The following is a 13665-nucleotide window of genomic DNA, read 5'->3' as shown; positions in this document are numbered from 1 at the left end:
GTAGACGTTATTATTTATTGTTATTTTCCCCGCGTCTGTTTTGATTGAATTTCTCCTGCCAATAGGTTTCGATGGTTTCCAGCGTTTTTCCTTTGGTTTCCGGTAAAAGATAGTACACCGCGAAAAAGGCGATTGCGCAGCAGACCGCAAAAAAGCGGAAGGTCCAAGCAGCTCCCCAACTGTCGAGCATAATGGGTGTTAATTGACCAACGATGGCGTCTGCGATCCACATCACCAACACGCTTAAGGCCATCGCCTTTGCACGGATAGCACTTGGAAATATTTCGGAGGCTACGACGAACTTGAGTGGCCCGATGGAAAACGCAAAAAAGAGTAGAAAGCCAAGAATGGGAAGTGCCAGCAACCATCCATAGTTTTCCATGTTAACATTTAAGAACCAAGCTGTTAATAGCAAGCAAATTGTAGCACCGGCAGAACCGACGAGATAAAGTGGACGTCTCCCCCAGCTATCTACTTTCCAAATAGCGATTCCTGTAAAAATGACATTAGCTAAACCAAAATAGATTTGCGTTTGCAAGGATCCGCTTAAGGAAAGCCCGGATTGCACTAAGATCGTCGGGCCGAAATAGATGATGGCATTAATACCGCTCAATTGTGAAAATAGGGGTAATAACAAGCCGAGCAGAAGGGCCTGACGGTACACAGGCTTCCAAAGAGACACCTTAATCATCCGCTCGGGCGATGATGCAGTACTGATCACTTCAGTTAACTGTAGACGTCGCATCACCTCCGCCGCTCGGTCGTCCCTCCCCTTTTGCATCAACCATCTCGGACTTTCAGGAATACGATAAAGTCCAAACCAGAACAGCAGGGCCGGTATAGCCCCCATAAGAAACATCATGCGCCAGTGCGAGCCATCAGTCCACTGCCAATTGTACTGGAGCACTGCCGCATTACTGAGATAAGCTATTAAAATGCCAATAGTAACCGCCAACTGATAGCAAGTAACCATACGACCGCGCAAAGAAGCAGGTGACACCTCAGCGATATACAGTGGTACCACAATGGAAGCAACTCCCACGCCAACACCGCTCAAGCACCGCGCTACTAACAAGGTAAAGAAATCAGGGCTCAAACTACACCCTATTGCCGACAGAAAAAAAAGTGCTGCCGCCGCGATCAAAAGCGACTTCCTACCGTAACGGTCGCTCAATTTACCGGCAAAGGCGACACCTACAATACAACCGATTAGCGCAGATGACACAAACAATCCCTCCTGAGAAGCGCTGAGTGCAAAATCTGTCTTAATCAGCGGGATAATGCCCGAAACCACGGCCATATCGAAACCAAACAGGAAGCCTCCAAGTGAAACAACTACAATAATAAAAAGCAGGTATATCCTCATAATTCTTTTTGGTTTGAGAGTACATACATCTAATATGTACACACATACAAACATATGCCTATTTTTTTAATTCTGCAAATAATCTTATTTTAGCCTACCAAATGGAGAAAATGAAACTTCAGATAGATCATAAAAGTGCGGTTCCTTTGCATATACAGGCCGAAATGCTCTTGCGAGAACTGATTAAATCACCGGAATACCAGCAGGGCAAATTGCTGCCCAACGAAGTAGAATTGGCCAAACGATTGGCCATTTCGCGTACAACTTTACGTTTGGCCATTAATAAGCTAGTCTACGAAGAGTTATTGATCCGCAAGAAGGGTGTCGGTACGAAAGTGGCTTCTACCAAATTCAGCTCAAAATCGAAAAACTGGCTGAGCTTCTCCCAGGAGATGAAGAACCGAGGCATTGAAGTCAAGAACTTTGAATTGCACGTGAGCTGGGTATTACCCGAACCGCATGTTGCCGATTTCTTTGAATTAAAAGAAGATCGAAAAGTATTGAAACTGGAGCGTTTACGGGGAAAAAAAGATGATCCTTTTGTCTACTTTATTTCTTATTTCCATCCGCGCGTAGGACTCACGGGCGATGAGGACTTTAAACGCCCCCTCTACGAAATACTTGAGCAGGATTATCATATCGTAGCGGACCTATCGCAAGAAGAAATCAATGCAAAAGCGGCCAATAAATTTGTTGCGGACAAATTAGAGATTAATCAGGGCGATCCTATCTTATTCCGAAAACGATTTGTATTCGACCGAGCGGGCCGCCCAATCGAATACAATTTAGGTTATTACCGCGCCGACAGTTTTACCTTCACGGTAGAAAGTCGACGTGATTGATATAAAACCCTGTCTTCCTTTATTTTAAATTAAAAAACAGTATTCTTCTGTCATAGGTACATCGCTCACTCATGATTTACTAATGAAGACTTCGATTTAAAAAAGTTTGCTCATACAAGCTAGATTTTAAAGGAAACAAAGGGTAAGCTGAGGCCTCCCTTCATTTGCATGCCACTTGATACATAAGAAGATATTACTATATTTGCATAGTATGTACACACATACATAATTTATACAATAATAAGTTGATCGTAAAAAATCGCTTAGATCTATTTAAGCTTAATTATGAAGAATATAAAAAATCTATGCTATCTATTCATTATCTCCCTTAATTGGATTACAATTTTAAAGGCCCAAGAGGTAGAAGATCTTACCCGATACGTTAATCCCAATATTGGTACTGCTCACAGCCGTTATTTCTTTTATACACCTGCCGCGGTACCTTTTGGTATGGCCAAGTTAGCTCCTAGCACCAATGGAAGTTATGGCAATCCATCGGGCTGGGAAGCAGTTGGTTACGACGAGCGGCATCAATCGATCGAGGGCTTTCCTAATTTTCACGAGTTTCAAATCGGCGGTGTTGTTTTTGCACCTACAGTAGGCACTTTACAAACGCGCCCCGGTAAATTAGAAGAGGTTGAAAGCGGCTATCGATCGCGTTTCGACAAAAAAGACGAATATGCTACGGCGGGATACTATCGTGTCTATTTAAAAGATTATAAAGTTACGGCAGAATTAACGGCAACCGAGCGGGTTGGTTTTCATCGTTATACCTTTCCCGCAACAGATTCGGCGAACATAATTTTCGATATTGGTCATCAAATGGGTGAAAGCGGGCCCGTAGTGGATGCCTCTGTTCATTATGAAGGTCAAGTGGTTAAAGGTTACGTGGTTACGAAGCCGGCTTACGTGCAGAAGTATCAGCCGAACGCGAATGTAACCCTCTATTTCTACGCTGAACTGGATAAAAGGCCCACTTCCTTCGGCACTTTCACCGACAGCCTATGCTATCAAGGACAGCAGAAAGCAGAGGGTAAAGGCGTGGGTGCCTACCTACGCTTTGGCACACGGGAAGGCGAGCAAGTCAACATTAAAGTAGGACTTTCCTACACCTCCGTGGAAAATGCCCGGGAGAATTTAATCGCTGAGGCTTCCAATCTTTCGTTTGAGGATGCCAAACAACGTGCATATCAACGTTGGAATCAGTACCTTGGCAGAATTCACGTAAATGGAGGCAAAGAGGCGGATAAGGTAAAATTCTATACCGGCCTGTATCATGCGCTTTTGGGCAGGGGGTTAGCAAGCGATGTTAATGGGGCTTATCCTAAAAATGACGGCAATGTTGGCCGGATTCCGCTAGATGAGGTAGGAAAGCCGATACATGCACATTATAACACCGACGCGATATGGGGGGCTTTTTGGAATCTGACACAGCTATGGTCAATTGCCTATCCCGAGTACTACGAAGATTGGATTCAAAGTCAGTTGCTCGTATATAAAGATGCCGGTTGGCTGGGCGACGGGATTGCCACCAGCAAGTTTGTTTCAGGTGTAGGGACTAATTTCACCGGATTGGCTATTGCCGCTGCCTATAACGTTGGTTTGCGGAACTACGATGTAGCGCTTGCTTATGAGGCCGTGCGGAAAAATGAGTTGGAAAGTGAAAAGCGGATCCCAGGTGCCGGAAAGCTGGATGTCGGCGTCTTTGTAGAAAAGGGCTTCTCTCCTTATATCGCGGATGACACCGGGAAGCCTGAATTGAATCTACATGGTTCACCTTTTGGTGCTTCTCATACGCTTGAGTATGCTTTTTCAAGTTTTGCTGCAGCTCAATTCGCTAAATCTTTAGGTAAAAAGGCGGATTTCAAAAGGTTCTCGCATTTGGCTAAGGCCTGGGAAACGCTGTATGATCCAAGCACAAAATTTATCAGACCGAAGGATGAGGAGGGCAATTTCTTACAGGATTTTGACCCATTTGCTCCGTGGCGGGGCTTTCAGGAGGGAAATGCCTGGCAGTACACCTTTTACGTACCTCACAACCCTAAAGGGCTGGTGGATCTTATCGGTGAAAAAACCTTTAATGATCGTTTAGACAGTATTTTCCGTGAATCGCAAAAAAATGTCTTTGGCGGCGGTAAAGAAATCGATGCTTTTGCGGGTATACAGGGTTTGTACAACCATGGAAACCAACCTAACCTTCATGTCGCTTGGCTTTTTCACGCTTCCGGTCGGCCCGACCTAACGCAAAAGTGGGTGCATGCTATTTGTGATGAATTTTATGGTACTGACGGTATACATGGTTATGGTTATGGCCAAGACGAAGATCAAGGGCAGTTGGGTGCTTGGTATGTTTTGGCCGGTATGGGATTATTCGATGTCGCCGGATTAACAGCTCCCAACCCCTCTTTACAGATCGGTACGCCCTTATTTGATGAGGTAGTCATCAATCTGCCACTTGCTGAACGATCAAGGAAATTTACGATAAAGACTAAACGAAGTAAAAATGGACCCTGCTATACGAAGTCTGCTAAGCTGAATGGAAAGGTCTTGGAGGCCCTTCAACTTCCTTTTGAAGCACTTATTAAGGGTGGCACGTTAGAATTGAATATGGTACCTCGATCGTGAAATTTAACAACGATGCATTGTCGTTATATTTAGATAGAAACAGCTCTCCAATGGAGAGCTGTTTCTATATGAACCTATTTTCTATTCGTACAAGGCCTAAGCTCCTTTAGTAGCCGGGATTTTGCTTGAATTGATCTTTATTAGTGACTGCATCCAGCTCACTTTGTGGAATCGGCCGTATTTTATGAAACTCTCTAATATGGGGCGCCGCATCGGGATTGTGGGCTTGTACCCGCTCGACCAATTTATTAGTTCGTTTTAAATCAAACCAACGCAGCTGTTCACCCGCGAACTCCCTCGCTCGTTCATCTAAAATAAAGTCGAGCGTCACTGCTGACGCGACTACCATCATTTCTTGGGAGTTTTGTTTATTCAACGCTGCACGTTGTCTGACAATATTTATATAGTTCGCTGCCTCCGCCTGATTACCCAACTGTAATTCGGCCTCGGCAGCAATCATATACATTTCTGCCAGTCTAATGATGAAAACGTCTCTGGCACTTTCTGTTTCGTTCGCAGACGCCCTGGTAGGATCTTCAAACTTTTTCAAGGAAATATAATGAAAGCGATCTGCCGGTATACCGTTCTCCCGATAAACATCGTTGATATCATAAATTTTATAAGCTTTGCCTGCAGGAGCATCTGATGAAATCACATATTTACTGCAAAAAATAGCCGTATCACCGAGGTTCATACCTTGCGGTCTCTTTCCGGCATCCGTTTCATTGCAAAACCAAGTAGTTTTAAAGGACGCCTCGTAACGGGCATCTATACGCTCATCAAATAAATTCAACAAAAATTTGGTGGGCATATAGCGCACATTTGGATAACCATTGTTGACATCTCGTAGCATTCCCGGCTGTGTATCATATTCCATCAAATACATCGAATGTCCCACATTACTTCCTTCATTGAACTCCAAATTGGTTGAATAGTTCAACCCCCAGATAACTTCCTGATTTTTCTCATTATCCATTTTCCAAAGGTCAGCATAATTCGGCATCAGACTAAAGCCATAGTCGTTAATCACATGTTGGGCATGATCTAAGGCTTCTTGATAACGACCTCTAGTCAAATAAACACGCGCAATAAACGCTTCAGCAATAGGCTTGGTAATTTTCCCATAATCGGTATTGCTTAGCGGTGCATGCTCCACCGCGAATTGTAGATCTATAAAAATCTGCTCATAAACCTGATCGACCGGCGTGCGATTGGCGACCGTAACAATACTTTCAGTCGGTTCCAACGTGAAGGGAATGTCGCCAAATGATTCTACCAAATGCCAATAATACCAAGCGCGCATAAAACGCAACTCTGCTTCTAAGACCGGAGCCTTAACAGCTTCCACCCCCGCTTCCGGAAGATATTTCAATGCGGTATTGGCTAAATTGATACCGGCATAACAAGGTTGCCAAAGGTTGGACTTCACCCATACATTGTCGGAAATCAAGCCTTGATAGTTCATTAAAGGAGGCTGGGGATAAACACCATTTGTTCCGGAATTGCCACTATTAGCCCCTCCTGTCCAAATATCCGTCCCCATTTCGAGCAAGGCATAACCTTGTTCTTTTCCATATATTTTTTGGTTGTAAGTATAGGTGCCATTGGCCGCTGCTTCAATCCCTTCCGGTGTATTGAATAAACTTTCGACGGTAGCTCCGCCCGGATTATATTCATCCAGAGAGCAAGATCCCAATAAGAAGGAAAGAAAAAGGGCACATAGGCCTTTAGGTTTTCCGATTGCAATTTCAAGATAATTCTTCATAATTTTTGTTGCGCAATGCGCTCATTAAAATCCAACATTAAGACCGAAAACGAACAGACGATTTAAGGGTTGATCTATAACCCCCTCGCCTTCAGGGTCAAAATCCTTCAAGCTACTGAAAGTGTGCAAATTTTTACCCGAAGCATATATCCGAAGGCTTTGTAACTTCCATTTGCTTATAAGGGCTGAGGGAAAATTATAACCCAATGTGATATTTCTGATTTTTACATAAGATGCTTGTCGCTCGGTAAGCGTAGTTACGTAATTGGAGTTTTTATTGGCATTCGGCCTTGGATACTCATTCGTTGGATTTTCAGGTGTCCAGTAGTCGATGCGTGCGCCGTTTTCTAAGCCATTTCTTTTATACTTGGCATAGTAATCGGAACTGATCCATTGGCCAACCCGTGCTACCAACAGAATATTCAAATCAAATCCCTTAAATCGCAAATCATTACTTAAGCCGGCTGTCCATTTTGGAACGCGCTGGCCTATAATCGTACGATCAAAGGCATCGATTTTCCCATCGTTATTCAGGTCCGCGATTTTGATATCACCCGGTTCGGCACCATATTGGGCGGCCTGTTCTTCTTCTCCTAATTGCCAAATGCCTATTTTTTTATAGTCATAATAAATCTGAGCCGGTTGACCTACGATCAGCGATTCGCGATAGTCATCTGCAATCACATTGCCGTTCGGTAAAGCAACAATTTTTTCATTATTACGTGCAAAGGTTAAGTTAGTATTCCAGGAGAATGAGTTCTTTTGGATGTTATGGGAAGTGAGACTTAATTCAATCCCTTTATTTTGTGTTTTTCCTATATTCCTATTCACGGTGGTGACGCCGGTAGAAAGCGGTAAGGTGTAAGGGAAGATCAAATCGTCGGTTTTCGCGTGGTAGTAGTCAACACTACCTGTCACTATATTGTTAAAAAGACCAAAATCTACCCCGATATTCATCGTTTTTGTTAGTTCCCATTTTAAGGTATTGTTACCGATAAGTCCATTAATGACATAGGCATTGGCAGCATTGGCATCGTTAAAAGAAAAGTTCTGCACTACCACGGAATTCTGCGTAGCATAAGGACTGATTACATCATTACCTGACACACCATAACTAACTCGAAGCTTCAAATCGCTGAATACCTGCTGATTTTTCATAAAATCTTCATCCACGATACGCCATGCTGCAGCGGCCGACGGAAAGAAAGCCCATTTGTGACCGGCTGCTAATTTGGATGATCCATCATTTCGCCCGGTTAGCGTTAACAGATATTTTCCTTTATAACTATAGTTAATCCGACCGCTAAATGATAATAGTTTGCTTTCCACATAACCACTTCCATAGAAAGGGTTTTGGTTTGCTCCACCTATATTATAATAGTATTGGGAAGGAAATAGTTGGTTATTACCACCTGCATAACTATTGGTATTAGTCCACGAAAGGTAACTTGTTACGCCTGTTAATTGCAAAGAGTGGTCTGCGAATCGCTTATTGTAGGTAATAACGTTTTCCCAGCTAATGTTTCGATCTTGGTTATTGGTAATGGAGGCTTGCGAACGGGAACCTTTTCCATCGATGGTATTTTTTGAGTAGAAATTACCTGCTTCCGAGGTGGAAAAGATCGCACCAAAAGTTGACTTAATCGACAAATCTTTAATCGGCTTCAACTCAATGTAACCGGAAACAGTAGCTCGATTGGATTTGGTGTTCCGTTTATAGGCGTCAGGCTGTTCATCTGCTAAAGGATTGATTAACGTTCCCTGCAAGGGGAACAAGTTGAATTCACCATTTTCATCGTAAGGAAGTCCCAACGGTGCTATTTTGGACGCCTGGTTAAGCGGATCACGACGGATATCATTGTCAATGTAAGCAAATTGCGATTGCAAGCCGACGTTCATCCAGCTGTTAATCGTTTGATCGATATTCAATCTCCCGGAATAACGTTTATATTCGTCCATTTTTAGCAAACCCTTTTCCTGAAAATAAGCACCGGAAAAATACACTTTGGTATTTTTCCCTCCACCACTCACACTGAGTTGATGATTTTGTTGGAAACCATTGTGCAGTAAAAGGTCACTCCAATTGGTGAATTGTCCGTTTTGAAAAGCTTGCAATTGAAGTGGATTCAAAATTTTATTGTCATCCGCGGGCGAATTCCACGTTCCAACAGCACGGTAAGCTTCACGCCGGAAATCAACATATTCCTGCCCGGTCATAAACTCACCGTAACCCGCTACTTTCGAGACACCGGCATAGGCATTGTAATTTAGTCTCGGTTTTTCGTTGGCTCCTCTCTTTGTCGTAATCAAGATTACGCCATTTGCCCCCCTCGACCCATAAATCGCCGTTGAAGATGCATCTTTTAGTACTTCTATTGACTGGATATCATTAGGATCAACATCCTGTGCTGCGACACCTTGTATACCATCAACAATGTAAAGTACATTGTTAGAGCTTTCAGGGTTTGCGATCGATCGGTTACCACGCAACTGAATCGATGCCCCTTGGCCGGCATAGCCGTTGTTGCGCGTAATGTCCGCCCCAGGTACGCGGCCTTGCAAGGCTTCCGCGGGGCTCGTTACAGGCACCTTGGTCAAGTCTTCCCCCTTTACGGAAACCACCGATCCGGTTAAATCACGCTTTTTAACTTCGCCATAACCTATTACAACCACCTCGTCCAACGCTTTCTCACTATCTTGCAAGGTGACTTGGATACTAGACTGACCGGCGCTAAGTGGTATTTCTCTTGTTACATGTCCCAGGTGATTAATAACCAGAATGAGGTCACCTCCAGCTGGCAGGCTGATAGCAAATCGACCATCTGTATCGGTAGATGTTCCAACTTTTGTACCTTTAACGGACACACTTGCACCAACAATCGGTGTGCCTTTTGCATCTTTTACCGTACCTGTAAACTTTGCCTGCTGCAGCAAAAGATTCCCTTTAACCTCGAACGCACTTGCTTGAAAAATGAGCAGCAGCAGTATCAAACAAACCAGCATACTTCGGGATACACATAAAAAGGAGGACATAACTCCTATCCTAAGATAATTTATCATAAATTATTAATCTTATAAGAGAAGCAAGCCATTTACTGCCTGCTTGCGGTTAGCTTTAATGCGGGCAAGTTAGGTGTTAAACAAATATTTAACCTATATAAAATTGGCATTTTATTGTATCATTTTAACATAACAAAGATGTCATATAAATCGTCTTTGCTCGCATTCTAAAATCCACTGTAGCTTGGAAGTCGACTTAGGTGTTGAAGGACACAGAATAATTAACTAAAGCAGTTAGGAAAAAGCAAATGAACCTTATTACTTTCAATTCTATCGCATTCTGAACGAGATGCCTACTGTTCCACTAGGTCTTTGTTTAGGCTTTAGGTAAACGAGATTCGCGATAATTCGTAAGTTTTTTTCTTTAAATAAAAGCTTGGCAGTATAGAAAGTAGCCAAGCCCTTATTATATTGCCATAATTTATTCTGATAAGGCTTTTAACATGGCCTTCCTGCTCGCTCTAAAATTTTTGATACTCGTATCATACCAATCGAATCTAAACACCATATTATCAATGATCTTCTTCGCTAAATCAGGGTTCTTCTTTGTCAGCATTTGCAAGAGTGTGTAATCGTTAATACCATCTCGCATGGCTTCTAAACGTATTGAACTATACAATTTTTGATAACCCGGATAAACGATCCAGGAATCTCCGGTTGGCAAAATATTCCCTCCTTCGCTATTGATGCCGGTTGTTTCCTCATAAGGATCTTGGTTCCAGTAATTAAAACCCCAATGTAGATAACCATCAATCTGATATTTATAATTTATCCAGTGGATCAATCGGGTTTTTATAAGTGGAAGATCGATAAACCGATTGGCATAATTGCCTCTAGGAGACAGGCAGGTATAGAACCACACTTCATCGCCTGCCTTTTTACGGTCTTGATAGAACGTGAAATCTTTATTTAAAAAATCAAGTTGAGGAACCCATAAATCAATTGTTTCTGCTAGATCTTTGCTATGACAGGCCTCCATAATTTTGATTTGCGGTGCGATGGATTTAACATAGCTTGCTATGGCAATATAGGATTCCTTGTTGTCACCGGTAGGTTCGTCGGCAATGTGTTGATAATAATCGCTTAACCATCCCTTTTCTTCTAAGTGGGCGATAAGTGCTTTAAAGAACCGGGCATAGAAGTTCTTCGCTCTTGGGTCTTCGATTGGCAACTGCCTGAAGCGAGTAGAATCGGCCAGAGGCTCAGGAACCCTTACAATAAAGGGACTACTCCAATTGCCCGCCCGTTGACCAATATGGCCACCCTCAATTCTCCCTAAGACACCCGCTTTGCGAAAAATATCTACCGTTTGGTCAAATCTTGAAAAATCAATGCTTAAATGTTCCCCTTCCATTTTGTAAATAGCTAAATCCAGCGGTGAAATAAGCGCTGTATTTTGTCCATAAGCAGCCATTTTATTTGCCAAAGTTTCTATTAAACGCCAGTATACCGGGCCAAAGGATTTTACTTGTTCCCCTTTATTCAATAGAGCCAAGCGTTCGGGCGCTAAACTATACCAGTTGGTTACCCATAACTCTTGTTTCGCCAAACGAACATTGTGCACATGAATAGCAAACTCTTTTCGTATTTGCATATCCTTTGTTCTAATGTCCACTTTTACCGGATATGTCCCTGCTTTCGTTTCCGCAGAAATCGGTATGCTTATATAAAAAGCCTGGGCTAATCCTGCCTGAAGACTCAATGGTTTATCATCCAATATGGGATCGGGATAAAAACCTGTATTCGAAACGAGTCTGTCCACCGCCGGATCGGTGTATTGGCGCCCCGCTCGTACAAAGCCAATCGCACCGCAGGATATTCCTTCATTCGGTAAACCAGGTGCGTCCACAGATAGCTCCACTTGATCCAAGTTTTCGCCACTGCGAAGGACTAACTGAGCACTCGCCACTTCGCCTTTAGCTACATCAATCTCATGGAAGCTATCATAAGGGAGGACCGTCTCGGGAAATATTTTCTCCAAAGGATCTACCATAGACGCAGAAAGCTGAGCATTAGCACTTTTCATGGAAACAACGATTCCAAAACTTAACAAAACGCTTGCTAAGCCATTTTTAATCAATTCTCTTAGTTGCATGTTTTTTGTTTTAGTATTTGACAATTGATGGTAGCTTGACCTAACACTACCTGATAAATATGGAATGTAAAGAAAAAAGCAAGCCGTTCTCTCGAACAGCTTGCCACCAACCAATCAAAATTACCACCCGGGATTCTGCTTAATTTTTGGATTTAAACTGATCTGATCAAGCGGAATGGGTGATAAATAATCTCTATCAAGCTTAAACTGATACCCCGCATTTAAGGCACCTACTTGCTGATAATATTCGATATATCCATCCGCGTCTACAGGAAAGCTCCTTACAGCCGTAGCGATATTTTCAGGCACCCCTGCTACTTCCCATTGTGCTCTTTTGGCTCCTTTGGGCTTCCAGCCACTGATTTTCTCGTCAATAGCGGCCCACCTGAATAAATCATCCGAGCGATACCCTTCGCAGGCAAGTTCTACACGTCTTTCCCGGCGAATTTCGTTGAGCAACGGACTGATGTCATCGAATTCCCAATTAGGATCGCGTTCAATGTTGGCAACGGATAAATCGACCATACCAACACGCCGTCTCAGCAAATTAATACTTCGATCAGCATCTGCCTGTGTAAATTGCCGGAGTTCGGCCTTAGCTTCAGCATAGATAAGAACGGCCTCAGCAAAACGAAAAATGATTTGTCCGGTAGTACCCAAATCCTGTTGTTGATTATAATCTGGATTATGGCCTTTGTACACTTGATAACCGGTTAACGATTTGTTTTCGTTAGCAACATCAAACGTGGGGTATTCGAAGATAACAACGGGTTGTCCACCTGGGCGGTTATCTGTGATGATATGGCTGCCATCCGGCACATAGATTGTTTGTTTTAAACGGGGGTCTCTATTGGCAACGACATCGTGCAAGGTTGCATCACCTTGGTAGAGATCACTTGACCCGATAGGCTTTCCATCTATGCACAAATAGGCATCTACTAAATCTTTGGTTACACCTCTCCCTCCACCACTTGGGGTATAGCGGTGCCAGCGATGCCCTAAGTTTAGGCTCAAATTATACGCGCGCCAGAGCATAACCTCATTGTTGGAGCTATAAGTTACCTGGTTAAAGAGACGCCAATAATCATCATCGGTCGAAAACGACGCTAGACCGTACCCTCCACTATTGTCCAACAGTGCGGAGCTCACGGAGGCAGCCTTTTCTAAGAATTTGCTTCCATCCGATCCAGAAACGCCAAAAGGTGTACCGGCATGGTATTTTTCCCAAGTGCCCTCAAAAAGTGCTATTCTGGCTTGAAAGAGCATGGCAATTTCCTTGTTGATACGCGAAGCTTCCGCCGAACCTTTTGTAGGCAAATATGCGATGGCTTTGTCCAAATCATTCATCAGGGAGTCGACTACAATATTTCTAGGCAAACGTTCATTATAAACTTCTTCCGACGAAGTGTTTAGTGGAACATTGATCCAAGGTAGATCGCCAAAACTTTTCAATTTATCAAAGTAGAAATATGCCCTGAAAAAGAGTGCCTCTCCCACATATGCTTTGATTACATCGAAGGACTCGTTTACTTTGTTATAATTAGCCAAAAAATAATTCACATTCCGAAGCGCCGCCCAGTCGCCATAAGCACCGTAGCCGCCGTCAGTTCCAGGAACAACTCTTTCGCCATTTAAGGCTGAATTATAGCTGGTAGCGATCATATTATCGCTGCCATTCGCATCCAAGCCATAAATACCGATCGATCCCCAACCATTATAATTGGGTAACATCGTATTATAAAAATTATTGGCGTAAAGCTTCAAGTCGTTAGCCGTTTTCCAATAATCTGCGTCGCTGATATTGGTTTCAGGAGTTTGCTCTAACAAATCCTTCTGGCAGCTGCTGGAGAAAAAGCAGCAAAGCATAAGCAAAGCTATTGTTTGTAGTAATTTCATATCGTTTGAATAAACT

Annotated in this window: 7 protein-coding genes; 2 read left to right on the top strand and 5 right to left on the bottom strand. The window is 43.1% G+C overall.

Going from position 1 to position 13665, the window contains the following annotated elements; genetic code table 11:
- Positions 1–10: 10 nt before the first annotated feature.
- On the bottom strand, positions 11–1366 hold the full coding sequence (locus E0E36_RS07335) for a sugar porter family MFS transporter (RefSeq protein ID WP_041387662.1): 1356 nt from the start codon (positions 1364–1366) through the stop codon (positions 11–13).
- A gap of 110 nt (positions 1367–1476) precedes the next feature.
- Here E0E36_RS07335 and E0E36_RS07330 point away from each other — a divergent pair, with 110 nt between their 5' ends.
- Positions 1477–2208, top strand: a complete 732-nt coding sequence (locus tag E0E36_RS07330; protein WP_130855384.1) for a GntR family transcriptional regulator — start codon at positions 1477–1479, stop codon at positions 2206–2208.
- A gap of 285 nt (positions 2209–2493) precedes the next feature.
- Entirely contained in the window at positions 2494–4833 is a 2340-nt protein-coding gene (locus tag E0E36_RS07325; RefSeq protein WP_130855383.1) for a GH92 family glycosyl hydrolase, read from the top strand.
- A gap of 106 nt (positions 4834–4939) precedes the next feature.
- Here the strand turns inward: E0E36_RS07325 and E0E36_RS07320 are convergent, their stop codons facing one another.
- The 4 genes from E0E36_RS07320 to E0E36_RS07305 all read right to left on the bottom strand — a co-directional run bounded on the left by E0E36_RS07320 (position 4940) and on the right by E0E36_RS07305 (position 13649).
- Positions 4940–6598, bottom strand: coding sequence for a RagB/SusD family nutrient uptake outer membrane protein (locus E0E36_RS07320; RefSeq protein ID WP_130855382.1), 1659 nt, complete (start codon positions 6596–6598; stop codon positions 4940–4942).
- 24 nt (positions 6599–6622) lie between these two features.
- A complete protein-coding gene (locus tag E0E36_RS07315) occupies positions 6623–9658 on the bottom strand; it encodes a SusC/RagA family TonB-linked outer membrane protein (RefSeq protein WP_130855381.1) in 3036 nt (1011 codons plus the stop codon).
- A 421-nt stretch (positions 9659–10079) separates the two neighbouring features.
- On the bottom strand, positions 10080–11753 hold the full coding sequence (locus E0E36_RS07310; protein ID WP_130855380.1) for a DUF4091 domain-containing protein: 1674 nt from the start codon (positions 11751–11753) through the stop codon (positions 10080–10082).
- Positions 11754–11873: 120 nt separating this feature from the next.
- Positions 11874–13649, bottom strand: coding sequence for a RagB/SusD family nutrient uptake outer membrane protein (locus tag E0E36_RS07305; RefSeq protein ID WP_130855379.1), 1776 nt, complete (start codon positions 13647–13649; stop codon positions 11874–11876).
- Between the last annotated feature and the right edge of the window lie 16 nt (positions 13650–13665).

This window comes from Olivibacter jilunii (genome assembly GCF_900607235.1).
Lineage (GTDB): Bacteria > Bacteroidota > Bacteroidia > Sphingobacteriales > Sphingobacteriaceae > Olivibacter > Olivibacter oleidegradans.
The sequence above is the reverse complement of the archived record's forward strand: the minus strand, read 5'-3'. Positions and strand labels throughout refer to the sequence as shown.